The following is a 22,658-nucleotide window of genomic DNA, read 5'->3' as shown; positions in this document are numbered from 1 at the left end:
CAAGGCCGAACCCGGGTTCGAGGAAACCGGGGCGGGAGAGGGAGAGCACCCCCGCCCCGGCCCTCTGCACCCGGCCGGCGTCGCGGTCCGGGGCCGCGTTCGTCCGACCGGGCAAGGCCCGGCCACCGGTCGGGGTGCGGTGGCGGGCCGGCTCAACTGCCGGGGTTGATCAGGCTGCCGGGTTTGATCAGGCTTACGGGGTCGGTCAGCCGCAAGCCGCGGGTTCGGGCGGCCACACGAGTTCGTCGTCGTCCGGCGGTGCGATTTCGTCGTCCGCGGTAAGGCAGGACGTGCACACGGACCGCTGCTCCCCCTCCAGCAGCGGTCCGCGCTGCGGCGAACCGGTCAGCACCCGGTCCACCTGGCCGCACAGCGGGTAGCCGCACTTCGCGACGAGGACCGGGCCCCACTCATCGCGCGAGACCAGATGCCACCGGGACCCCCGCACCGGTGCCATCCACGCCCATTCGATCCCCTCAGCGGACACGCCGTCCGCGCCCGCGGCGGCATCTTGGATGTCCATGCGTCCGACTCTATGAGCGTGCACGGGCCGGGAGTGACAATCATCTGACAACGCTCGGGCGTGGCGCGGTGCGGCGCCCTCGGTGCGGCTCGGGCACACGCTGCCGCACACGCACCGCGTCGGCGCGGCACCAGGATGGTGGTGCCCGAATGGCGAGCCGGGAATATTCATCGTTGCCTCTCCGATCTGAATTCAGTCATGTGACGTGATGTTCTCCGCAAGGGCGGTGCTCGAACGCCGGAACCATGCCGGTATGGTTTCTTCGACGTTCGCCGGAACTGTTTGCTCGATCAGCATGACTGTCAGCGCCGCGGCAACACCAATGCTGCGATCGCGTGATCATCGGACCGCGTATCGGTGCCGCTATCGGCGCTGCCCGGAGAAACGGAATCAACATGAACAGAACCGCAGGTACACCCCGGGCGAGGGCGCTGTCCGCCGCATTGCGGGAAACCCGCCGCGCGAGCGGAGTCGGGTTGCGCGCACTCTCCCGTCAACTGGAACTTTCGCACACCCAATTGTCACATTGGGAGAACGGCAGCCGGGTGCCGAGCATCGAGACCGTCGCCATGATCCTCGCCGCGCTGCGGGTGCCGTCCGGCGACCGGGAACGCATCCTCGACCTCGCCCGCAACACCGCCGAACCGAACTGGCTCACCGTCGGGCTCGCGGGCATCCCGCAGCAACTCGCCGGAGCCATCGAGAGCGAGCGGGCGGCATCGGCGATCTCTCAGTGGTCGCCGTTGATGATCCCAGGCTTGCTGCAGACGCCTGACTTCATCAAAGCGACCATGCAGGAGCTGCGACTGCCCCAGCCCGAAGAGGACGTCCGGAATATGGCCCGAATCGGACGCAGCGAAGTGCTCACCCGCGAGAACGCGCTGAAGTTCGAGGCGATCGTCAGCGAAGCCGTACTGCAGCAACCAATGGCCGATCCGTCCATCATGGCCGAGCAATTCAGCCACCTGATCAGCATGAGTGCACGGCCGAACATCCATATCAAGATCGTTCCACTTCGGACCGGTTGGCATCCCGGCCTGCTCGGACCCTTCACCCTCTACGACTTCCCGGAAGCACCATCTGTCGTGAGCTTCGAGCACTACAGCTCAGGTGCGTTCGTCCCGACCGACCACGACGTCCGGCAGCACCGTGAAGCATTGGCCAGAATCCGCAACCTTGCTTTCGACAAATCGGACTCACTAGAATGCATCAGGCAAGCTCACCGAACCTGGGAGAGCCAAAAATGAAGAACACACGCTGGCAGAAGTCCAGTTACTCGCATCCCTCCGGTGAATGCGTCGAACTGTCCATTCCGCGCGGCCGGATGCGCGACTCCAAGGACCCGGACGGCCCAACGCTACCCGTCGATGTCCCGACGCTGCTCACCGCCATCCGGCAGGGCCGCTTCGACCGCCGGTGAACGCACGCCGAGCCGGTGAGCGGCATACAACGTCGCCGCTCACCGGCTCGCGGCGGTCGCTTGCTGGTTACCGGAGAGCAGGAGAGGCGAACATGAGCCAACTGCGCTGGCAAAAATCCACCCGGTCCCACCCGAACGGCAACTGCGTCGAACTGTCCATTCCGCGCGGCCGAGTGCGCGACTCCAAGGACCCAGAAGGGCCGACGCTGCCCGTTGACGTCCCGACGCTGCTCACCGCCATCCGGCAGGGGCGCTTCGACGCGCCGTGAGCGCTGCGGGCTCCGGGGCGGCCGTCGGGGCGGCGTGACAGGGTGAGGTCGTGACGGGATCTTTCATGCTGATCGACGCCGCCGGGCTGTGGTTCCGGTCGTACTACGCGCTGCCGGAGTCGCTGACCGCGCCGGACGGGACGCCGGTGAACTCGGTGCGCGGGTTCTGCGACATGCTCGCCAAGCTCATCACCGAGCGGCGGCCGACGCGGCTCGTCGCCTGCCTGGACAACGACTGGCGGCCGCAGTTCCGCGTGGACGCGCTGCCGACCTACAAGACGCACCGGGTTGCCGAGGAAGATCCCGACGCCGAGGACGTGCCGGACACGCTCAGCCCGCAGATCCCGGTGATCCTCGACGTGCTCGACGCGCTCGGCATCGCCACCGCCGAAGCCGAGGGCTACGAGGCCGATGACGTGATCGGAGTGCTCGCCGAGCGGGAACGCACCGACCCCGTCGAAGTCGTCACCGGCGACCGCGACCTGTTCCAGCTGGTGCGGCCGGAGCCCGCGCCGGTGCGGGTGATCTACGTCGGGGGCGGGCTGGCGAAGGCGCAGAACTACGGCCCGGCCGAACTCGCCGAGCGCTACGCGCTCGATCCTTCCCGGGCCGGGGACGCCTACGCGGAAATGGCGGTGCTGCGCGGCGATCCGTCCGACGGCCTGCCCGGTGTCGCGGGCATCGGCGAGAAGACCGCCGCCAAGCTGATCACCGAATTCGGTTCGCTCGCCGCGCTGCTTTCCGCCGCCGAAGCCGGGGACAAGCGGCTGACCCCGCGAGTGCGCGGCAAACTCGCCGATTCCGCCGAATACCTGGCCGCAGCCCCATCCGTGGTCCGCGTGGTCCGCGACGCCCCGGTCGTCCTCGACCGCCCGGACCCGCTCCCGAAATCCGCGGCCGACCCGGACCGCCTGACCGAACTCGACCGCGCCTGGAACCTCGGCGGGCCGCTGGAACGCCTCACCGCCGCTTTCTGATCCGCCGGGGCTGCACGAGCATTCGCCGGAGCGGTCCCGGCCGGAACGGATCAGCACGAGGGATTTCCCCGCTGCTCGGCGAGCGCTGCTCGCAACGTCGCGGCGAACACCCGAATTCCGGCGATTATCGCGTCGTCTTCGCCGCCACCCGAAAAAGGAGTGGCGAGCAGTCGGCGCGCACCGAAGAGGAGATCGCATGTCCACGCCCGGGTTCGATCCGGAAACCGTCGATGAAATCGGATGCCCGGTCTGGATCAGCGAACTCGCCCACGACGATCCGAACCACCTCGTGCACGTGGTCCGCGACCTCGAACCGGCGCGCGCGCTGGAACTGCTGGGGGCCGATCGGCAGTCGATCTCCTCTTGCGAACTGCCCGCCGAACGCCCCGACGAGCACACGTCGCTGCCCGGAGCCGCCATCGCGCCGCTGAACCCGACGGCGGTGCTGCTGGCCGGGCGAGTCGGCGATTGGACCTTCGTCTACGACGACCTCGGCCACACCCTCGGCTTCTTGAGGACCGCGGACCCGGACCTGGAAACCGCGCAAGTGCTCTCCGGCGAAGGCGCAGCAGCGGCGACCGGCTACGTCACGATCACCGGACAGGCCGGTTTCGTCTACGCGGTCGGCGGCGAGCTGCTCACCAACGCGAGCGCGGTGTTCGAGTTGAGCGATCTCCCCGAGGACGCCCCGGCCGAAATCCGCGCCGCCTTCGAATCGGCGGGATCCTGCGATCCCGAGCTCGACGACTACCTCGGCATCCGCGCGGTCTGCGCGCTGGCGGGGCTGCCCTGCGGGCTGGAAGCCATCCGGGAGCTCCCGCTGCTGGTCGCACCGCTGGACTGAGGTGAACCGACCGCGTGGCGCGGATCAGAACTGGGTGCCGCACCAAGGCGGGCGCGCCGTGGCGAACAGCGCGTCCGCGGGGGCCAGGGCCGCGGGGTCGTGCACCTGGATGCGGTTCGCGGCGGCGAGGGTGGAAGGGGCTACCTCGCCCAGGTAGATCGAGCCGAGAGCGTCCGCGTCGAGCGTGATCTGTGCAGGTTCGTCGCAGGGCACGGCGTCGTCGGAGGTGATCCGGTAGTTGCCGGCGTTCTCCGGCAGCACCGCGTCCCGCACCTCGATGATCACCGGTTCGGCCGCGCCGTAAGTGCGCTCGGCCAGCGCGTGCGGCACGTCCACCAGCCGCACCCACAGATCGTCGTCGACCCGGGTTACCTGGCAGGCGCGCGAATCCGCCAGCCACCAGGACAACGCCTCGTCCATCGGGCGGTCCGGGGCGATCACGTCGGTCACCAGGTCCAGGCCGAGCAGGAAGCGCCACAGCGAAGCCTCCGCGGCGGTGTCGGCCGCGTGCAGGTCGACGACCTTCGCGGTGATCGAACCGTTGCCGAAGACGTGGTCGGTCTTCTCCGTCTCGTAGAGCACGAAACCGTCGTCGCCGTCCGGGCCGGAATGCACCGCGACGAACATGCCGCCGCCGTTGTCGACGGTGTCGGCCAGCCGCGTCGTCCACCAGCCCTCGCTGCGCGCCATCATCCCGTGCCGCGCATTGCCGATCCGCGCGTACGTCTCCGGCAGCAGCTTCTCCGCCGTCGCACCGTCGAGCAGGCGCACGTTGCCGTCACCGGGCGCATCGGGGCGCAGGACCGCGTCTGCACGGCGCAGCGCCACGCGCTGGCTGCGGCTGGCCATGCCGTAGCCGAAGCGCGGGTAGATCGCGGTCTCCGAAGCGTGCAGCATCGCCAGCGGCTCCCCGCGCCGCTTGGTGTCCGCCAGCTGCGCGTCCATCAAGCCGCGCAGCAAGCCCCGGCGGGTCCGGTCCGCGCGCACGCCGACACCGGTGACCGCGGCCGACGGGAGCACCGCACCGCCCGGCACCACCAGCGTGGAAGGCAACGACATCGCGGTGCCGCTGAGTTCGCCGTCGACGAACCCGCCGAACACCCGCCCCGGCTCGTAGCGGGTGGAGGAACGCTGCCAGCGCTCCTCCGACGGGCGCTGGCCGTGCTGCAACGATGCGACGAACAGATCGAGCGCCGGGCGGAATTCGGAATCGGCCAGCGGCCGGACGTTGACCTCGCTCACCCCATGCATCTTGCCCGCGAGAAAGCGATCCGTCGAACGGATTTCCGGCTCAGCGCGGATAGCCGACCTCGTACACCCCGGAGGAATCGCGCACCGTCACCGGCACCGACTTGCGCTCGCCGCCGAGATCGACCTGGCACTCGAAGCTGCTGCCCGGGTCGGCGACCTGCCCCGCCGGGCAGCGCACCGATTGCACGGCGCCGAGGCGGTAAGACGTGCGCAACGTCTGCTGCACGCCCTGCTGCACGCTCGTCGCGTCCAGCTCGGGACGCACCAGCAGCCCGGGCGAAACGAACCCGACGAACGCGACGGCCGCGGCCACCACCAGCAGCACCAGCGCGCCGATCAACCACGGCAACTTGCCGGAACGGCGCCGCGGTCCCGCGGGACCGGGTTCACCGCGGTAGCCGGTCGGCAGACGTTGCGCAGCTGTGCCCCGTTGCGGGGCACCGGGCGGGCCGTAGGGGCCGGTCATGAATACCTCCGGACGAAATGCTCAGGCGGGCGAGAACGGTGCGACCCCCGCAACACCGCGCCCGCGAATCCAATCACAGCGCCCGGACGCCGATGATCACACCGCCCCGGCGGCCACCACACCGCGGCGGATCGCGGTGACCGCCTTCGCCGCGGCCGAACCGACCGGGTCGGACTTGCCCGCGACCTTGGCGACCTGGTCCAGCAGGTCGATCACCTGGCGGCACCAGCGCACGAAATCACCGGCGGAAAGCTCGTGCCCGGTCGACGCGGCGGCGGTGAGCACCCGCTCCAGCGACTCGCCGCGGGCCCAGCGGAACACCGGCCACGCGAAGCCCGGGTCCGGTTCGCGGGTGCGGTCGAGCTTGTGCCTGCGCTCGTCGTCCTCCAGCTCGGCCCACAACCGCCACGTCGCGGCCAGCGCGTCGGACACGTCGCCGGATGGCACCGCGGGCGCCATCGGGCCTTCCCGCCGCGACTCGTAGACCAGCGAGGAGACCACCGCTGCCAGCTCCGGCGGCCCCAGCGAATCCCAGACGCCGACCCGCAGGCACTCCGCGGCCAGCAGATCCGACTCGCTGTAGAGGCGGGAGAGCCGACGGCCGTGCTCGGTCACCGGCTTGTCCGGGTCGTCGACCGTCACGTAGTCGCGCTCGGACAGCAGCGCGATGATCCGGTCGAACGAGCGGGCCAGCGAATGCGTCGTGGTCGCGACCTTGCGTCGCAGGTTGTCGGTCTCGGAGCGGAGCCGCTCGTGCCGCTCGGCCCAGCGGGCGTGCTTCTCGCGGTCGTCGCAGCCGTGGCACGGGTGGGCCTTCAGCGCGCGGCGCAGGCTCGCCAGCTCCGCGTCGTCGCCCGAGTCGTCGCGCCGCTTGCCGCGCCCGCTGCGCGGGGCGATGCCGGTCTCGCGCAGACCGGAAGCCAGGTCGCGGCGGGACTTCGGGGACCGGGTGTCGACGTGCTTGGGCAGCTTCATCCGGCCCAGCGCCTCCACCGGCGAGCTGAAGTCGGCCACCGACAACCGGCCCGACCAGCGGTCCTCGGTGAGCACCAGCGGGCGCGGCTCGCCCATCGGCTCCAGCCCGGGATCGATCACCACGGCCAGCCCGGCGCGGCGGCCGGACGGCACCTGGATCACGTCGCCCTTGCGCAGCTTCTCCAACGACTTCGCCGCCTCCGCGCGCCGCGACGCGCGGTTCTGCTTGGCCAGCGCCTTCTCCCGGTCGCTGATGCGGCGGCGCAGCGCGAAGTACTCGGCGAAGTCGCCGAGGTGGCACTCCATCGACTCGGCGTAGCCCTCCAGCGCTTCGGCGTTGCGCTCCACCCGGCGGGACATGCCGACCACCGAGCGGTCCGCCTGGAACTGCGCGAACGACTGCTCCAGCAGGTCCCGCGAGGCGTCCCGGCCGACGCGCTGCACCAGGTTCACCGCCATGTTGTAGCCGGGGCGGAACGACGAGCGCAGCGGGTACGTGCGGGTGGAAGCCAGCCCCGCGACCTGCTTCGGGTCCACGCCCGGCTGCCAGATCACGACCGCGTGGCCCTCCACGTCGATGCCGCGACGGCCCGCCCGGCCGGTGAGCTGGGTGTACTCGCCGGGGGTGAGGTCGACGTGCGACTCGCCGTTGAACTTGACCAGCCGCTCCAGCACCACCGTGCGGGCGGGCATGTTGATGCCCAGCGCGAGGGTCTCGGTGGCGAACACGGCCTTGACCAGGCCGCGCACGAACAGCTCCTCGACGGTCTCCTTGAACGCGGGCAGCAGGCCGGCGTGGTGGGCGGCGACGCCGCGCTCCAGCGCGTCCCGCCACTCCCAGTAACCCAGCACCTCCAGGTCGGACTCCGGCAGCGAGGCGGTGTGCTCCTCGACCACCTCGCGGATCTCGTCCACCTCGTGCTCGGTGGTCAGCCGCAGGCCCGAGCGCACGCACTGGCTCACCGCGGCGTCGCAACCGGCGCGGCTGAAGATGAACACGATCGCGGGCAGCAGCCCGGCCGCGTCCAGGTTGGTCAGCACCTCCACCCGCGACGGGGTGAAGAACTTCGGCGGTTTCGGCCCCTTGCGCCGCCCCGGCGGGCCGCCGCGACCGCGGCCCGGCGGCATGTGCGTGCGGGCGAGTTCCTGGGTGTGCCGCAGCAGCCGCGGGTTCAGCTTCAGCTCGCGGTCCTCGGTCTCCCCGCCGAACAGGTCGAACATCCGCGAGCCCACCAGCATGTGCTGCCACAGCGGCACCGGGCGGTGCTCGTCGACCACGACGCGGGTGTCGCCGCGGACCTCGACCAGCCACTCGCCGAACTCCTCGGCGTTGCTGACCGTCGCCGACAGGCTCGCCAGCTGCACCTGCTGCGGCAGGTGCAGGATCACTTCCTCCCACACCGCGCCGCGGAACCGGTCGGCGAGGTAGTGCACCTCGTCCATCACCACGTAGCCGAGCTGGTCGATGCCCTGGGAACTCGCGTAGAGCATGTTCCGCAGCACCTCGGTGGTCATCACCACCACCTGCGCGTCCCCGTTGATCGAGGTGTCGCCGGTCAGCAGCCCGACCGCGCCGGTGCCGTGGCGCTCGCAGAGGTCGGCGTACTTCTGGTTGGACAGCGCCTTGATCGGGGTGGTGTAGAAGCAGCGGCGGCCCTCGGCCAGCGCCAGGTGCACGGCGAACTCCCCGACCACCGTCTTGCCCGCGCCGGTCGGCGCGCACACCAGCGCGCCGTGCCCGGACTCCAGGGCCTGGCAGGCGGTGCGCTGGAACGGGTCCAGGTCGAAGGAGAGCTCACCGGCGAACTCCGCGAACTTCGGGTGCGCGCTGCGGTGCCGGTGCGCCGAGTACGACTCGGCAGGCGACACGGGGGTGTCCGGGTCGCGGGGCTGCGCGCCGACCGGCTGCGGGGAGTCCGCAGGGCTGCCCGGCTGCTGCGGTTGCGCCGGTTCCGGGTTCACCATCCTCGACTCCTCCCGGGTGCCGGAGGTGTCCGGGCTGGAGATGTTCGGCTGGTTCGGGTGCGAACGGCTTGCGGCCACACTTCCAGGTTTTCACATCGCCCCGGCGGTCGTCGCACACACGCCCGCAGAGCTGTTCGGCGAGCGGCGCCGGGCGGTCACCGTTGCCGCCCTGACCGGAGCACCGGCGAGGACGACGTCGGCGCTGCTCAACCGCGAGGCGCTCGCAACACGCTCATGCTCACGCTGCTTCTCCGGTGAGGCTGGCCTCGGCCGGGGCGAGCACGCGCAATGCGCCGGGTTCGCAGCGCACGCTGACCGGCAGCCGCACCTGGGGTTCGCCATCGGCGAACGCCACCCAGCCGTTGCTGCCCGACAGCCGCACCGAACGGGCCCGCAGCGTGCGCACCGCCGGGTGCTGCACGTGCCCGCCGCTGCGCATCGTCGGCATGATCTTCAGGAAGTCCTCGCGGCCGACCTCGCCGACCACGGTGATGTCGAAGGTGCCGTCGCTCGGGTCGGCCCGCGGGCAGATCGGCACACCGCCGCCGTAGGAGGTGGTGTTGCCGATGGCCACGCAGGTCGCGGCCAGGTCGAGCACCGTGTTGTCCGCCTCGACCCGCAGCGGCATCGCCCGCAGCCGGGTCAGCTCGCGCAGGATCGCGAAGTCGTAGCGGGCGCGCCCGATGGGCAGCTTCGACCGGTTCACCCGCGCGTTGACCTGCGCGTCGAACCCGGCGCAGAGCACCGTGGCGAACCGGTTCCCGCCGACCACCCGGCCCAGGTCCAGCACCCGCCGCTCCCCGTCCTGCAGCGCACCGGCCGCCACCCGCGCCGCCGCGAGCGGATCGGCGGGCAGGCCGAGCGCCCGCGCCAGGTCGTTGCCGGTGCCGACCGGGATCACCGCCAGCGCGGTGCGGGTTCCCACGCACGCCTGCACCGCCGCGTGCATCGCACCGTCACCGCCGACCACTGCCAGCACGTCCGCCTCACCGGCCACCGCGTCACCGGCCGAGGCGGCGAAGTCCTCGGCGGTCCGGGCGATCGCGACCCGCACGGCCGACACGGCGCGGAACCGCCGCACCACCTCGGCCGCGACCCCGGCGGCGCGGCCCCGGCCGGAAGCGGGGTTGATCAACACTACGGTGCGCATGGTGCAACATCGTGTCGCACGACCCTGTTCGGTGACCAGAGCCGTCCCCGCTCAGCTGAACCGGCCGGTCCGCAGCGCCGTCGTGGGCAACCCGGCTGGTACGGAAGGGCAACGGCGCAGCGTGCCGACCGGCTGATCCACCCGGAAGTACGGCTCGGCGGCGCGCAGGCGCTCACCCGCGAACAGCCCCGTCAGCTCGCGCAGCCGGTAGCGGCCGTCGGCCTCGGCGGCCAGCAGCCCGACCTCGGCCAGTTCGTCCAAGGCGCGTTCGGCGGTGTCCACGTCCACCTCGGCGAGCACGGCCGCCTGCCCGATCGCGATCTCGCCGTTGCCCGCCAAGGACAGCCGGCGGAACACGTGCAGGGCAGGCTCGGTGCAACGGCGGCACGACGCTTCGAAGGTCTCGCGCATCTGCAGATCACCCGCGGTGAGCGCGGCGAGCCTGCGGTGCGGGGCCGCCAGCCTGCGCGCCAACTGCTCCACCCGCGCGCCCGGGCGCGCGGCCAGCTGGTTCCCGGCGATGCGCAGCGCCAGCGGCAGGTGGTCGCACAGCTCGGCCAGCGCCGCGGTCGCCTCCGGCTCGGCGCTGATCCGCCGAGCGCCTGCGATCGACGACAGCAGCCGCTCGGACTCGGCGGGCCGCAGCTGCTCCAGCGCCGTGCGCGCGACCGATTCCAGTCCGGTGAGCTGGCGGGGACCGCTGATCAGCACCACGCAGTCCGGGTTGCTGGGTAGCAGCGGCCGGACCTGCCCCTCCTCGACGACGTCGTCGAACACCAGCAGCAGCTTGCGGTCGCGCAGCAGCGAGCGGTAGCGGCTCGCGCGGGCTTCGAACCTGGTGGGCAGCTCGTCGTCCGGGACGCCGAGGGCGCTCAGCAGCACGCCGAGCGCTTGCGCGGAGTTGCGCCCGCCCAGCCCCAGATGCACGCAGCCGTCCGGGAAACGTGGTGCGAGCCGGTGCGCGGCGTGCACCAGGAAGGCGGATTTGCCCACGCCCGGCGGGCCGGACACGGTGATCACCGTCGCGGCGCGGGCTCCCCTGGCACGTCCGGCCGCGGCGAGGACTTCGCGCAGCTCCCGCTCCCGGCCGGTCAGATCGGCGATCTCCGGCGGTGGTTCCGGCCGCCCACCGGACGGGCAGCGCTGCGGTCGCGGCGGCGCGGCAGCCGCCTTCGCCCGGCCGCGGCGCAGGAATTCCGCCGACGCGGCCGATCCTTCCGGCGCCAGCACGGAACCCAGCGCCTGCAAGGTGCGCACCTGCGGGCGGACGACCCGGTCGCGCTCCATGTCGCTGATCGCGCGGGAACTCACCCCGGAACGCGCGGCCAGGTCCTCCTGGGTCAGCCCCGCCGCCTCTCGCAGCGTCTTGAGCAGGTACGGGAATCGGGTGCTCGCGGCCGTTCCGTGCCCGGTACCCGCTATCGCCATCGACCCACCACCATTCCCGGCGGCGCGCCGACGCCGCCCCGCAGACCGGCGCCGGGTGGCGAACCGCGGCGCTGCGGGACCGGCGCCCGGAAAATTTCGAGCGAAACCCGCTGACCATTATCCGGCTCGCGCGGACCTGGGCACAATACTGCGCCAAGGCGCTTTCCCGGACGATCGTTTGCACGCGAACGCCGGTAGCGATGCACCCGAACGGCAGATTCGCGACACTCGAACAGCCGGTTCTCGCAGTACCGACCGGAAGGAACCGCGTCGATTTCTGCGTGCCGAACTTCGTGGCCGAATTCAGCCGCCCCGTGATTGTCTGGCGAAAGCGCCGCGCCGGTCGGGCGGGCGGCGCCACGGGGCGAGGGGGAGGAATGCCGCACCAGTTCCCGGTGCGCGGCTCATGGCTGCGCGTTCCGGAGCACGCCTGCGACGTTGAGCAGTTCCGAGCACTGGGTGGCCTGCTGCCCGGTAGCCGGTGTGCCGGGCCGCGCGCAGGTGACCGCGGCGGTGATCCGCTCCCCGGCGGGAACCTGGATCGGCGTGACCCAGTGGTAGTCCTGGTTCCGGAAGGTTTCCAGCGCTATTCGGGTGATCAGCCGATCGCCGAAGGAGATCGTGAGCACTCCTTCATCGCCCTGGTTGTTCGCCACCACCAGATCCGTGGCGAAGAACACCTTCCCTTCCGGAACCGTCCAGGTCCCGGCCGCGTTGTCGGCGCCATCGGTCACCACGGGCAGCGTGACGGATTCTTGACCGCCGCCGGGCGTGGTGTTCAGCGCATCCCCTTCACCCGGTTGCTTGGGCGGAGTCTCCGGCTGCGGCTTCGGCGGCTCCGGCTGCGGTTCCTCCGGCTGCCCGCCGGGCGGCACGAGTTCGCCCGCCGCGGCCATTTCCCGGGCTTGTTCCTCGGCCGCTTCCTTCGCCGATCGCTGCACCTGGGGGCGTACCAGTGTGAACCACAGCAGCAGCAGGGCCAGCAGCAGCGCCAGCAGGGCCAGCAGCCACTTCGGGAAGATCGGGATCTGGTGCAGCTCGCCGTCGAACTGCTCCGGCGGCGCGAGTTCGTGCTCGCTCACCTCACCGGCATCCGGTGCGGCGGTGACCGTGAACGGCTTGCTCGGCGGTTTCCCGAACCAGTGCAACTTGCGCGCCCGCGCGCGCAGCCGCACCTCCCGCTGCTCGCCCGGTTCCAGCGCCGGTTGCTGCTCGTCGAGCCGGAACTTCAGCTCCTCGGCCGGATCCGCGGGTTCCAGCCCTACCGCGAGCGGGGTGTTGCCCTGGTTGTGCAGCACCACCCAGAAGCGTCCGCTGCGCCAGCCCCGGCGGCGCTGCGGGGCCAGCCAACCGCGCAGCATCTGGAACGGTCCGATGTGGACGGTTCCTTCGGGGACCGTGACCAGCTCCGGGCGCTCCACCGGCAGCACCCGCACGGCCAGCGGCACTTCCCCGGCCGGAACCTCCGGGGACCGCGGCGGCCGCAGCCGCAGCGTCACCGTGCCGCGCGTTCCCGGATAAAGCGAGAGCCGTGCGGGTTCGACCACGGTCCACGACGCGCACTCGCCGACCACCTCGAACTCGTACGCCTCGACGATGTCGGTGTCGTTGCGCACCGCAAGGACGGCGGTCGCCTCCCCGCCGGGGGCCACGGCGATCGTCGTGCTCTCCAGCTCCGCTGATGTGCTCACCCGAGAGAAGTTAAGCCGCCACGCACTCCGGACGGCAGGTCCGCGAGGGCAGCACCGGGGCAACACCACTGCCCGCATCGACGTTCCCACGCTGCACCCGAGCGCGGTGCCAGACCAGATTGGAGTGCGGATGACCACGAGAGTGCCGGTCGCGGTGCACGCCGCCGACGAGTTGTTGCAGGCGGGAACCATCGCGCTGCTGCGCCCCCGGCCGGAAGTGCGGCTGCTCGGCGAGGACGAGACCGACCAGGCCGCCGTGGCGCTGGCAGTGGTGGACCGGCTCGACGAGCAGGCGGTGCGGCTGCTGCGCCGGTTGCAGCGCGGCTCGCCCGCGCGCACCGGCCTGGTGATCGGCGAGTTCGGGCACAACGCGCTGCGGCTGACCATCGAGTGCGGAGTGGGCGCGGTGCTGCGCCGCGCCGAAGCCGACCAGGACCGGCTGGTGTCGCTGGTGCTCGCGCTGATCCGCGGCGAGGGCGTGCTGCCCGGGGACATGCTGGGCCGGTTGCTCGACCACGTGGGGCAGTTGCAGCGCAACGCGGGCGAATCGGGCGGGTTGAGCCTGTCCGCGCTGACCGCGCGGGAGGTCGAGGTGCTGCGGCTGGTCTCCGAAGGCTTCGACACCGGCGAGATCGCGGTGAAGATGTCCTACTCGGAGCGCACGGTCAAGAACGTGCTGCACGAGATCACCACCCGGTTGCAGCTGCGCAACCGCGCGCACGCCGTCGGATACGTGATGCGGCACGGGCTCATCTGAGGCCTCCAACGGGGCTTCGCCACCGCTGAACGGACGGTTCGCCCGATCTGTTGGGACCGTCGGCCCGTCCGCTCCGGCGAGCACCCGGATCAAGCGGTGTCGGTGCTGCCCGGCGTCCGACCGTGACGGCGACGAACAAGGGCGCATATCGGCGTTGGAGGATCCTTTACGGCAACTCGCGACCGCCGTTGACCAGCTCGACGCGGGAAACGAGCGGATCGGCGCGCCGTTCGCCGTCTGCGAAGAGGCTCAGCTGTTGCCGAACTTTTCTGCATCTGCATCAAGGCGCCGCGTTCGGCGGCGCGCGGGCGGGAGCTTTTCCGGCGCTTGCGCTCCACCGCTGGGGCGGTGTTCTCGCGCCGGAGCTCCCGCCAGCTGTCGGTGGTTAGCTGTTGACCAGTTCCGCGAAGAGACCGCGGATGCGCTGGTCGATGTTGTCGCGGATGGTGCGGACCTCTTCGATGGATTTGCCTGCCGGGTCGGTGAGGCGCCAGTCGAGGTAGCGCTTGCCGGGGAAGACGGGGCAGGCGTCGCCACAGCCCATGGTGATTACGACATCAGCCGCCTCGACGGCTCCGGTGGTGAGCCTTTTCGGCGCCTCGTGGGCGAGGTCGATGCCGAGCTCGAGCATGACCTCATGCACAGCGGGATTGATGCTCGCGGCCGGCGCCGATCCCGCCGACCTGACGGTCACCCTGCCCTGCGCATGGTGCTGCAACAGAGCGGCGGCCATCTGGGATCGGCCCGCGTTGTGCACGCAGACGAACAGAACTTCCGGCGGGTCGGTCACGGTATCTCCGTTGGGTTTCATCGGGCGGACGACGCTTCCTGCACTGGCTCAGGGGTGCTGAACCAGCGGCGTGCGGCTAGCGAGACGTAGACCAGGCCGACGAGCACGGGGACCTCGATGAGAGGCCCGACGACCCCGGCGAGTGCCTGGCCGCTGGTGACGCCGAACGTGGCGATCGCTACGGCGATGGCGAGTTCGAAGTTGTTGCCCGCCGCGGTGAACGACAGCGTGGCGGAACGCTCGTAGCTCAGGCCGATCAGCTTGCCCAGTGCGAAAGATCCGGCCCACATCAGAGCGAAGTACGCCAGCAGCGGCAGGGCGATGCGGGCGACATCGAGGGGACGGCTGGTGATCTGGTCGCCTTGCAGGGCGAAGAGGATCACGATGGTGAACAGCAGTCCGTAGAGCGCGGCCGGGCCGATCTTCGGCAGGAAACGGGCTTCGTACCAGTCGCGGCCCTTGGCGCGTTCGCCGAACTTGCGCGTGAGGTATCCCGCCACGAGCGGGATGCCGAGGAAGATCAGAACGGACTTCGCGATTGCCCAGGCCGAGACGTCCAGGCCGACCGTGGCCAGGCCGAGCCAGCCGGGTAGCACGCTCAGGTAGAACCAGCCGAGTCCGGCGAAGGCGATGACCTGGAACACCGAGTTCAGCGCCACCAGTACGGCGGCGGCCTCCCGATCACCGCAGGCTAGGTCGTTCCAGATGATGACCATCGCGATGCACCGGGCGAGTCCGACGATGATCAATCCGGTGCGGTACTCCGGCAGGTCCGGCAGCAACGTCCAGGCCAGCGCGAACATCAGCGCCGGGCCGAGCACCCAGTTCAGCAGCAGGGACGAGACCATGAGCCGCTTGTCGCCGGTGACCGTATCCAGCCGGTCGTAGCGGACCTTGGCCAGCACGGGATACATCATCACCAGCAGCCCGACCGCGATCGGCAGCGAGATCCCGTCCAGCTGCACCGCATCCAATGCCGAGCCAAGCCCCGGTATCCACCGTCCGGCCAGCAGCCCGAGGAGCATCGCCGCGCCGATCCACACCGGCAGGAAACGGTCCAGAGTGGACAGCTTCGCCGCAACGGCCTGTTCGCTGCGCGGGCGCTGTGCTGTGCCGGTCATCGCGAAACCACCGGGACTTCTCCGGCGGGGGCGAGCGCGTCCGAGACCAGCCGCAGCGTCTCGGGCCGCACCCGGTAGTAGACCCAGGTACCTCGCCGTTCTCCGTCGATCACTCCGGATTCGCGCAAGATCTTCAGGTGGTGCGAGATCGTCGGACCGGACAGCTCGAACGCCCCGGTCAGATCGCACACGCACGCCTCACCGCCCGCGTGCGAAGCGATCAGCGACAGCAACCGCAACCGCACCGGCTCACCGATCGCCTTGAACACCCGCGCGAGCGCACCCGCTTGCTCGGCATCCAGCGGTTCCCGCAGCACCGGCGAATAGCACAGCTCCGCCTCATCACCCGGCAACTCTTGCTTCGACATGCTTCTATCTTGACGTCCATCGAACCAAGGAGCAAGCTTGTCGCAGGGCTTGATTAGATGCACGTCTAAACAGGGAGAGGTCATGTCACGGATGCAGCTCGCCTTGCGGGTCGGCGACCTCGAAGGCTCCATCGCGTTCTACTCGAAGCTGTTCGGCACGGAACCGGCCAAGCTCCGGCCCGGCTACGCCAACTTCGCCCTCACCGAGCCGCCGCTGAAACTCGTCCTGCTCGAAGGCGAAGCCGGTCAGGACACCCTCATGGATCACCTCGGTGTCGAGGTCGACAGCACTGGGCAAGTCACCGCCGCTACCGAACGACTCAGCGCCCTCGGTCTGTTCACCGACGTCGAGGCCGACACCACCTGCTGCTACGCCCGTCAGGACAAGGTGTGGGTGCACGGCCCCGGCCAAGAGCCGTGGGAGGTCTACGTCGTCACAGGCGACTCCGCCACCTTCGGTTCCGACACGACGCACACCCAAACGCAGTGCTGCGCCGAGGAGAGCAACACGGCATCAGCCAACCCGTAACCACCCACCGAATACTCTGGGGCGCTCGCCGCCCCACGAGGGCTGTCAGGGCTGCGCCCGGTCGACGGGATGAGGACGCCGAGCAGGTCAGAGCAGCCACGAACGACATAGCCACACGTCAGCGAACCCCGCTAAGAAGAACAGGCCGTCCACTCCGCTCGGCGGGAGGGCGCGCGCCGGTTGCCCGAAAGTCCCGGGCGGGTTTCCCGGTGTGCTGCCTGCCGGCTACTGCTGCGCGCGGGCCCGCGCGGGTGAGCATTCGCAGGGCAGCTACACCCGGAGGTGGTCCGTGATCGGCAGTGCGCGCCCGGCTCGCAGCAACACCGCGCTGGCCGGCGTTCTCATCGTGCTGTGCGGGCTCATCTGGCTGCCCTCGGCTTCGGCGCCGCCCGCGCAGGCGCAGCAGCCGCCGCAGGATCCGCCGCCCAGCCGCATCGCGTTCTCCGGGACCCAGCACCGCAGCATCGGGGCCACCAACGGTCTTCCGGGCTCGGGCACGCAGCCGTTGCTCTCCGAGACTCCGCAGCACTTCGACCAGGATCCCGCCGCCCGCGACGGTGTCGTGGTGTTCACCAGCCTGCGCGACGAACGCACTCCGCAGGTGTACCTGCGCGAGCGGAACGGCGACGTCCGCAAGCTCACCGAGGGGCAGGACGCGGCTCATCCGCAGCTGTCGCCGGACCTGCAGTGGGTCGCGTTCGATTCCGCCGACGGCGGTCAGCGCGACGTTTGGCTGGTGCGCGCGGACGGCACCGGCGCGCACCGGCTCGCCGACACCGGCTCGAACGAGACGTTCCCGTCGTTCTCCCCGGATGGCGCGAAAATCGCCTACTCGTCCGACTCGGGCCAGCGGTGGCAGATCTACCAGCGCCCGGCGGGCGGCGGCGCCCAGCAGCAGGTGACCGACGTGACCTCCGGCGGCGCGGTGCAGCCAGCGTGGAATCCGGTCGACGAGGACCGGATCGCCTACACCTTCGACGGGGACGGCGACCTCGGCGACAACGCCGACCAGCGGGTTTACCTGCTCGACGGGCCCAACCAGGTCCCGCTGCTGGGAGACGAGTGCCAGTGCTGGCAGAGCCGCCGCCCCGCGTGGCTGCCCAGCGGCGAGCAGGTCATCTTCATGAGCCACCAGAACCAGCAGGGCGCGGTCACCGATCTGGACCGGGTCTACCGCGTGCCTGCGACGCCGCCGGTGACCTCCCCGCCGGAGCTGCTGCTGGACGAGGACCGGCTGGCGGACTCGCCGACGTGGCTGAACGGCCGGCTGGTCGTCTCGCGCACCACGGGCGAAACCCGCTACACCGCGCGGTTGCAGGACATCCGCAGGGACGGCAGCGACCCGCGGGACCTGAACATGTCGGTGCTGACCGAGGACCCGGAGGCGGCCACCAACGACATCCGGCTGTTCGAGCCGCGCGAAGGCTACGACCCGTGGACGCAGCGGCAGAGCTACTCCCCCGACGGCACCCAGCTCGCGGTGAGCCGCTTCGAGACCATCGACGGGCAGCGGGTCCAGCGCATCTGGCTGATGAACGCGGACGGCACCAACCAGCGCAGGCTGCCGATCGAAGACCGCGAGACGGCGGACTGGGAAACCGACGCGGTCTGGTCCCCGGACGGCAACACGCTCGCGATCGCCCGCAGATGCCCCGGCGGCAGACCCGAAACGCCCCGCTCCCGCAGCCGCATCGTGCTCGTCGACGTCGACTCCGGGCAGGTCACCGGTCGGCTGGCGACCAGCAACGCCGATGACGACGACACCCAGCCCGCCTTCTCGCCGGACGGGACCCAGTTGGCGTTCAGCCGCGGCCGGTCCGCCGACGTCCCGGACGACCAGCGCCGCAACCGGATCTGGACGGCTCCGATAGGCGCGTTGGGCGATGTGGGCCGCCAGACCGACATCAGCGGGAAGGTCTGCAACTGCGACGTGGTCGACGACAGCCCGGCGTTCTCCCCGGACGGCAAGAGCATCGCGTTCAACCGCGAGCGGGACGGGCTGCTGCAGGTGCCGCTGACCGGCGACGGCTGCACGGTGCTGCTGCCGCGCAACCAGCAGAGCTGCCTGGCCAGCGACGAGCCGGTCGCCGGGGACGGCGGGCCGTACCAGCCGCGGGACATCAGCTGGTCGCCGGACGGCAAGCAGATGGTGTTGTCGCAGCGTGCGACGAACAACCCCGCCGAGCCGGAGTTCTCCTCGATCTTCGACGTCGCCACCAGGCGGCTGACGCCGATCACGGATCGGCTGCCGGGGCGGCAGAAGGAGTCGACTTGGCAGGCCACAGTGGACCTGACCATCGACGCGCCGGAAACCGCCGACGACGTGCCGGTGGACGGGACGCGGCAGATCACCGCGACGGTCACCAACCGCGGTCCCGCGACCTCGCCCGGCACGGTGGTCGACGTGGACGTGCCGCCGGGATTGCGGCTGGACCGGCTGCGCGCCCCTTCCGGTGAGTGCGACGCCGCTCGGTGCGACTTGGGGGTGCTCGAAGCCGGGCAGTCGATGCAGGTGATCGCGGAGCTGACCGGGGTGACACCGGGGCCGCAACAGGTCGGCTGGAGCACCTCCGGTGCCCTGCGCGACACCAACAGCTCGGACAACACCGCGAACACCGCCGTGCTGGTGAATCCGCTGGCTCCACCGCCACCACCGCCGCCTCCTCCGCCGCCGCCACCGGTGGCCGGACCCGGTGTCGCAGTCCGCGCCGACCCGAATCCGTCCTATGTGGGCGGTCGTACCGACGTGACGTTCACGGTGCGCAACACCAGCGAGGGCGTGGCCACCGGCCTCCGGCTCGACCTCGCGCTGCCACCGGGTGTGCCGGTGAGCGCGGTGCCACCCGGCTGCACCGCAACCCGATGCCTGCTGCCGGACCTGCCGCCGGGCGGAGTGCTGACCGAAGTCGTCGTGCTGGTGCCGAACGCGGCGCTCGAAGCGCCGATCTCGGCGACCTTGCGCACCACCGGCAGCGACAACACCGACGCGGACAACTTCGCCACCACCCCGTACCGCGTGCTGCAGCCGCGGATCGTCGCAGTGCCGGAGGTGGGTGAGCCCGGATTCGTGACCTCGGTGCGCGGTTTCGACTTCCCGCCGGGAACACCGGTGCGGCTGCGCTGGGATCCGGGCATCACCGCAGCGGCGGTGCCCGCCATTCCGGCCGCGGACGGGCGGTTCATCGCGCAGCTGCTGGTGCTGCCGAAGGACGAACTGGGCCCCCGCACGATCACTGCCTCCGGGCCGGGATTCGGGCCGGTCACGGCACGGTTCCTGGTGGTGAAGCCGTCCGTCGCACCGCCACTGATGCTCGGCCCCCGCTGACCGGGGCCACCACCGCGAAAGGACCTGCGTGATCCACGAAACCGACGAGGGAGTACGGCTGCTGCTGGCCGAGGAGGGCGTTCCGGGCGCGGGCGTGGAGCTCGCGTTCGACCCGCCCACCACGGACTGGGCGGCCAAGCGCAACTCCCCGACGGTCAGCGTGTTCCTCTACGACATCCGCGAGGACGCCGCGCTGCGCAGCACCGGCGCGGTCGAGCAGCGCGACGAGGACGGCGTGGTCGTCGGCTGGCTCGGCGCCCCGCACTGGTTCCAGCTCAGCTACCTGGTGACAGCGTGGACGAACCGCCCGCAGGACGAGCACCGGTTGCTCTCGGCGGTGCTGCGCGGGCTGATCAAGCACGAGTCGTTCGCCGAGCGGTGGCTCACCGGAACGCTGGCCGAACTGGGGCTGACGGTGCGGATGCAGGCGGGCGGGGACATGCCGGAGGGCCGGTCGGTGACCGACGTGTGGTCGGCGCTGGGCGGCGCGCTCAAGCCGTCGATCAACCTGCGGATCACCGCGCCGCTGGCGGGCGAACGGCTGCCCGCCGGGCCGCCGGTCACCGAGGGCATGCTGCTGCGGTCGGAGTCCGCGGTCACCGAGCAGGCGCAGGACACACCTCGGCACCTGCGCTACGAGGGGACGAACGTGGACGAGGGCGACGGGCTCGCCGCATCCAGGCAGCGTCCGGATCCGCGGCACCCGGAGGCGCGGCGGCGGCACCGGAGTCCGCGGCGATGAGCGGCGCCGATCTGCGCCACCTCTGGGCGCGGCTGCGCGGAGTGGAAAACCGCGTCCGGGTGGCAGTGGCGAAGCGGCGAGCCACCGATCCGGCACCGGACGATCCCTATCGCGGGTTGTACCTGACCGACGAGCTCGTCGAGCGGATCCTGGACTCGCCGTCCGCAGCTTGGTCCGGTGCTCTTCCGATCGGTGATTCCTGGGCGGATGAAGGGGAAACGGCCCCGGAACCCGACGACCGGCTGCGGCTGCCACGGCTGGCCGCGGATTTCGGGCTGACCGAACTCGACGTGGAACTGCTGCTGGTGGCGCTGGCGCCGGAAGTGGACCCGCGGTTCGAGCGGTTCTACGGCTACCTCAACGACGACGTGACGCTGCGGCGCCCCACCACCGGTTTGGCGTTGGAGCTGTGCGGGATGCCGCTGGCCGGTGACGGGCGATTCCGGCTCGCCGAGGGAGCGCCGCTGAGTTCGTTGCTGGAAGTGGCCGAGCCGGAGCGGCCGTGGGCCACGCGGACCTTGCGGGTGCCCGACCGCGTGGTGGCGCACCTGCTCGGTTCCGATGCGCCGCCCCCTGCGCTGGCCGAGCTGGTGCGGGAGGCACCGGCGCCGCGGTCGGCCACGGCTCCGGCGAAGCGGCTCGCGGGCGGCCTGGACGCCGGTATCCGGCTGGTCCACCTGCGCAGCGCGGACGGCTCGGCGGCGCAGGTAGCGGTGGAATCCTTGGCAGCAGGCGGTTTCGGCGCTCTCGTGCTGCAACCGCAGGCGCTCACCGAAGCCCCGGACCCCGCGGCCGCGCTGGCGGCTGCGATCCGCGAAGCGCGGCTGCGGCGGGCCGGTCTCATCTTCGGTCCACTTGAGACGGTCGAGGCGGCGCTGCGCCCGCTGCTGCGGCGGATCGTGGCCGCATCGCAGGCGATTCCGGTGTTCGTGCACGGCGCTTCGAGCTGGGATCCGGGCTGGGCGCGGGAATCGCCGGTCTCGATCGCGGTCGAAGCACCCGAGCTGCGCGCGCAGGAATGGCGCGACGCCCTGGAAGACGCCGGTGAAGCACCGCGGCCCGAGCACATCGAAGCCCTGACCCCGTACCGCCTCGGCCCCGACCAGGTGCGCCGCGCGGCTTCCGTCGCCGCCCGGCTCGCCCGGCTCGACGACCGGGCGATGGACACCGCCGACCTGCGAGCCGGCGTCCGCGCGCAGAACGGCGCCGGTCTGGAGCGGCTCGCCCGCCGCATCACCCCTTCGGTCGGCTGGGACGACCTGGTGCTGCCCGAGTCGGCCCAGCGCGCGCTGACGGAGCTGTCGCTGCGCGCCCGGCACCGCGACCGGGTGCTCGGCGAATGGCGGATGCGGCCCGGTGGTGGGCGCGGCCGCGGCGTGCTGGCCCTGTTCGCGGGCGAATCCGGCACCGGCAAGACGATGTCGGCCGAGGTCGTGGCTGCCGACCTCGGCATGGACCTCTACGTCATCGATCTGTCCACAGTGGTCGACAAGTACGTCGGCGAGACGGAGAAGAACCTGGAACGGATCTTCACCGAGGCCGCCGGGGTCAACGGCGTGCTGCTGTTCGACGAGGCCGACGCGATCTTCGGCAAGCGCTCCCAGGTCAAGGACGCGCACGACCGCTACGCCAACGTCGAGTCCGCGTATCTGCTGCAACGCATGGAAAGCTTCGACGGGCTCGCGGTGCTGACCACGAACCTGCGCGCGAACCTGGACGAGGCGTTCACCCGGCGCCTGGACGTCATCGCCGACTTCCCGATGCCCGAGGCCGCCCAGCGCCGCGCCCTGTGGGACCGCTGCCTGGGCACCGCACTACCCCGCGCCGAAGACCTGGACCTGGACTTCTGCGCGGAGCGCTTCGAGCTCTCCGGCGGCTCCATCCGCGCCTGCGCGGTCACCGCCGCCTACCTCGCGGCCGAAGCCGAAAGCGAGGTGGGGATGCCTGAAGTGATCGCGGCGGTGCGGCAAGAGTATGCCAAACTGGGAAGGCTCATCCTGGAATCCGAGTTCAGGTAGCGAGACGACTTCAGAAATTCTCGCAGTCACGCTGTTGCTCTAATCAGAA

At 70.9% G+C, this 22,658-nt stretch carries 20 protein-coding genes; 10 read left to right on the top strand and 10 right to left on the bottom strand.

Features of this window, described 5'->3' with window-relative positions; genetic code table 11:
* Positions 1-205 precede the first annotated feature (205 nt).
* Positions 206-523 carry a hypothetical protein gene (locus tag V1457_RS18200; protein ID WP_338595729.1) on the bottom strand — a complete coding sequence of 106 codons (318 nt, stop codon included), beginning with the start codon at positions 521-523 and terminating at the stop codon, positions 206-208.
* 335 nt (positions 524-858) lie between these two features.
* Here V1457_RS18200 and V1457_RS18195 point away from each other — a divergent pair, with 335 nt between their 5' ends.
* The 5 genes from V1457_RS18195 (at position 859) to V1457_RS18175 (ending at position 4,033) form a co-directional block, all read left to right on the top strand.
* A complete protein-coding gene (locus tag V1457_RS18195) occupies positions 859-1,770 on the top strand; it encodes a helix-turn-helix transcriptional regulator (protein ID WP_338595728.1) in 912 nt (303 codons plus the stop codon).
* Positions 1,767-1,943 carry a DUF397 domain-containing protein gene (locus V1457_RS18190; protein ID WP_338595727.1) on the top strand — a complete coding sequence of 59 codons (177 nt, stop codon included), beginning with the start codon at positions 1,767-1,769 and terminating at the stop codon, positions 1,941-1,943. Before V1457_RS18195 ends, V1457_RS18190 begins: the two co-directional genes overlap by 4 nt.
* A gap of 92 nt (positions 1,944-2,035) precedes the next feature.
* Entirely contained in the window at positions 2,036-2,212 is a 177-nt protein-coding gene (locus V1457_RS18185; protein ID WP_338595726.1) for a DUF397 domain-containing protein, read from the top strand.
* A 65-nt stretch (positions 2,213-2,277) separates the two neighbouring features.
* A complete protein-coding gene (locus V1457_RS18180; protein ID WP_200069905.1) occupies positions 2,278-3,189 on the top strand; it encodes a 5'-3' exonuclease in 912 nt (303 codons plus the stop codon).
* A gap of 196 nt (positions 3,190-3,385) precedes the next feature.
* Complete coding sequence (locus tag V1457_RS18175) at positions 3,386-4,033, top strand: hypothetical protein (protein ID WP_200069661.1); 648 nt, start codon at positions 3,386-3,388, stop codon at positions 4,031-4,033.
* Positions 4,034-4,057: 24 nt separating this feature from the next.
* On the opposite strand, the gene V1457_RS18170 is transcribed toward V1457_RS18175, so the two are convergent.
* The 6 genes from V1457_RS18170 to V1457_RS18145 form a co-directional block, all read right to left on the bottom strand.
* Complete coding sequence (locus tag V1457_RS18170; RefSeq protein WP_338595724.1) at positions 4,058-5,284, bottom strand: GNAT family N-acetyltransferase; 1,227 nt, start codon at positions 5,282-5,284, stop codon at positions 4,058-4,060.
* Between the two features lie 40 nt (positions 5,285-5,324).
* Positions 5,325-5,750, bottom strand: a complete 426-nt coding sequence (locus tag V1457_RS18165; protein ID WP_338595723.1) for a DUF4333 domain-containing protein — start codon at positions 5,748-5,750, stop codon at positions 5,325-5,327.
* A 96-nt stretch (positions 5,751-5,846) separates the two neighbouring features.
* Positions 5,847-8,594: a DEAD/DEAH box helicase gene (locus tag V1457_RS18160; protein ID WP_338605029.1), complete on the bottom strand. Its 2,748-nt coding sequence runs from the start codon at positions 8,592-8,594 to the stop codon at positions 5,847-5,849.
* Between the two features lie 334 nt (positions 8,595-8,928).
* Positions 8,929-9,840, bottom strand: coding sequence for a YegS/Rv2252/BmrU family lipid kinase (locus tag V1457_RS18155; protein ID WP_338595722.1), 912 nt, complete (start codon positions 9,838-9,840; stop codon positions 8,929-8,931).
* A gap of 51 nt (positions 9,841-9,891) precedes the next feature.
* Positions 9,892-11,268, bottom strand: a complete 1,377-nt coding sequence (locus tag V1457_RS18150) for a helix-turn-helix domain-containing protein (protein ID WP_338595720.1) — start codon at positions 11,266-11,268, stop codon at positions 9,892-9,894.
* A 404-nt stretch (positions 11,269-11,672) separates the two neighbouring features.
* Positions 11,673-12,959 carry a hydrolytic protein gene (locus V1457_RS18145; RefSeq protein WP_200069666.1) on the bottom strand — a complete coding sequence of 429 codons (1,287 nt, stop codon included), beginning with the start codon at positions 12,957-12,959 and terminating at the stop codon, positions 11,673-11,675.
* 130 nt (positions 12,960-13,089) lie between these two features.
* Between V1457_RS18145 and V1457_RS18140 the strand changes: the two genes are divergently transcribed.
* Complete coding sequence (locus V1457_RS18140; RefSeq protein WP_338595718.1) at positions 13,090-13,716, top strand: LuxR C-terminal-related transcriptional regulator; 627 nt, start codon at positions 13,090-13,092, stop codon at positions 13,714-13,716.
* Between the two features lie 385 nt (positions 13,717-14,101).
* On the opposite strand, the gene V1457_RS18135 is transcribed toward V1457_RS18140, so the two are convergent.
* Genes V1457_RS18135 through V1457_RS18125 form a run of 3 tightly spaced genes read right to left on the bottom strand, consistent with a single transcriptional unit; the run spans position 14,102 to position 15,995 of the window.
* Complete coding sequence (locus V1457_RS18135) at positions 14,102-14,506, bottom strand: arsenate reductase ArsC (RefSeq protein WP_338595717.1); 405 nt, start codon at positions 14,504-14,506, stop codon at positions 14,102-14,104.
* Positions 14,507-14,523: 17 nt separating this feature from the next.
* Positions 14,524-15,627, bottom strand: coding sequence for an ACR3 family arsenite efflux transporter (arsB, locus tag V1457_RS18130; protein WP_338595716.1), 1,104 nt, complete (start codon positions 15,625-15,627; stop codon positions 14,524-14,526).
* Complete coding sequence (locus tag V1457_RS18125) at positions 15,624-15,995, bottom strand: metalloregulator ArsR/SmtB family transcription factor (protein ID WP_338595715.1); 372 nt, start codon at positions 15,993-15,995, stop codon at positions 15,624-15,626. The genes arsB and V1457_RS18125 overlap by 4 nt, the downstream gene beginning before the upstream one ends.
* An 82-nt stretch (positions 15,996-16,077) precedes the next feature.
* Between V1457_RS18125 and V1457_RS18120 the strand changes: the two genes are divergently transcribed.
* From V1457_RS18120 to V1457_RS18105, 4 genes are all read left to right on the top strand, one after another.
* Positions 16,078-16,524 (top strand): ArsI/CadI family heavy metal resistance metalloenzyme, encoded by a 447-nt coding sequence (locus tag V1457_RS18120; protein WP_338595714.1) that lies wholly within the window; start codon positions 16,078-16,080, stop codon positions 16,522-16,524.
* A gap of 289 nt (positions 16,525-16,813) precedes the next feature.
* The gene (locus V1457_RS18115) at positions 16,814-19,849 is read left to right on the top strand and encodes a hypothetical protein (RefSeq protein ID WP_338595713.1); all 3,036 of its coding nucleotides are present in this window, start codon (positions 16,814-16,816) and stop codon (positions 19,847-19,849) included.
* A gap of 28 nt (positions 19,850-19,877) precedes the next feature.
* A complete protein-coding gene (locus V1457_RS18110) occupies positions 19,878-20,591 on the top strand; it encodes a DUF4255 domain-containing protein (RefSeq protein WP_200069672.1) in 714 nt (237 codons plus the stop codon).
* On the top strand, positions 20,588-22,609 hold the full coding sequence (locus tag V1457_RS18105) for an ATP-binding protein (RefSeq protein ID WP_338595711.1): 2,022 nt from the start codon (positions 20,588-20,590) through the stop codon (positions 22,607-22,609). The genes V1457_RS18110 and V1457_RS18105 overlap by 4 nt, the downstream gene beginning before the upstream one ends.
* Positions 22,610-22,658 lie beyond the last annotated feature (49 nt).

The organism is Saccharopolyspora sp. SCSIO 74807 (genome assembly GCF_037023755.1).
GTDB classification, from domain to species: domain Bacteria; phylum Actinomycetota; class Actinomycetes; order Mycobacteriales; family Pseudonocardiaceae; genus Saccharopolyspora_C; species Saccharopolyspora_C galaxeae.
The sequence above is the reverse complement of the archived record's forward strand: the minus strand, read 5'-3'. Positions and strand labels throughout refer to the sequence as shown.

Bases quoted from the DNA above. Each gene is read 5' to 3' on its own strand.
- V1457_RS18185 (WP_338595726.1), top strand. From the start codon at position 2,036: ATGAGCCAACTGCGCTGGCAAAAATCCACCCGGTCCCACCCGAACGGC.
- V1457_RS18140 (WP_338595718.1), top strand. From the start codon at position 13,090: ATGACCACGAGAGTGCCGGTCGCGGTGCACGCCGCCGACGAGTTGTTG.
- V1457_RS18165 (WP_338595723.1), bottom strand. From the start codon at position 5,750: ATGACCGGCCCCTACGGCCCGCCCGGTGCCCCGCAACGGGGCACAGCT.
- arsB (WP_338595716.1), bottom strand. From the start codon at position 15,627: ATGACCGGCACAGCACAGCGCCCGCGCAGCGAACAGGCCGTTGCGGCG.
- V1457_RS18200 (WP_338595729.1), bottom strand. From the start codon at position 523: ATGGACATCCAAGATGCCGCCGCGGGCGCGGACGGCGTGTCCGCTGAG.
- V1457_RS18170 (WP_338595724.1), bottom strand. From the start codon at position 5,284: ATGCATGGGGTGAGCGAGGTCAACGTCCGGCCGCTGGCCGATTCCGAA.
- V1457_RS18150 (WP_338595720.1), bottom strand. From the start codon at position 11,268: ATGGCGATAGCGGGTACCGGGCACGGAACGGCCGCGAGCACCCGATTC.
- V1457_RS18190 (WP_338595727.1), top strand. From the start codon at position 1,767: ATGAAGAACACACGCTGGCAGAAGTCCAGTTACTCGCATCCCTCCGGT.
- V1457_RS18175 (WP_200069661.1), top strand. From the start codon at position 3,386: ATGTCCACGCCCGGGTTCGATCCGGAAACCGTCGATGAAATCGGATGC.
- V1457_RS18155 (WP_338595722.1), bottom strand. From the start codon at position 9,840: ATGCGCACCGTAGTGTTGATCAACCCCGCTTCCGGCCGGGGCCGCGCC.
- V1457_RS18105 (WP_338595711.1), top strand. From the start codon at position 20,588: ATGAGCGGCGCCGATCTGCGCCACCTCTGGGCGCGGCTGCGCGGAGTG.
- V1457_RS18125 (WP_338595715.1), bottom strand. From the start codon at position 15,995: ATGTCGAAGCAAGAGTTGCCGGGTGATGAGGCGGAGCTGTGCTATTCG.
- V1457_RS18180 (WP_200069905.1), top strand. From the start codon at position 2,278: ATGCTGATCGACGCCGCCGGGCTGTGGTTCCGGTCGTACTACGCGCTG.
- V1457_RS18120 (WP_338595714.1), top strand. From the start codon at position 16,078: ATGTCACGGATGCAGCTCGCCTTGCGGGTCGGCGACCTCGAAGGCTCC.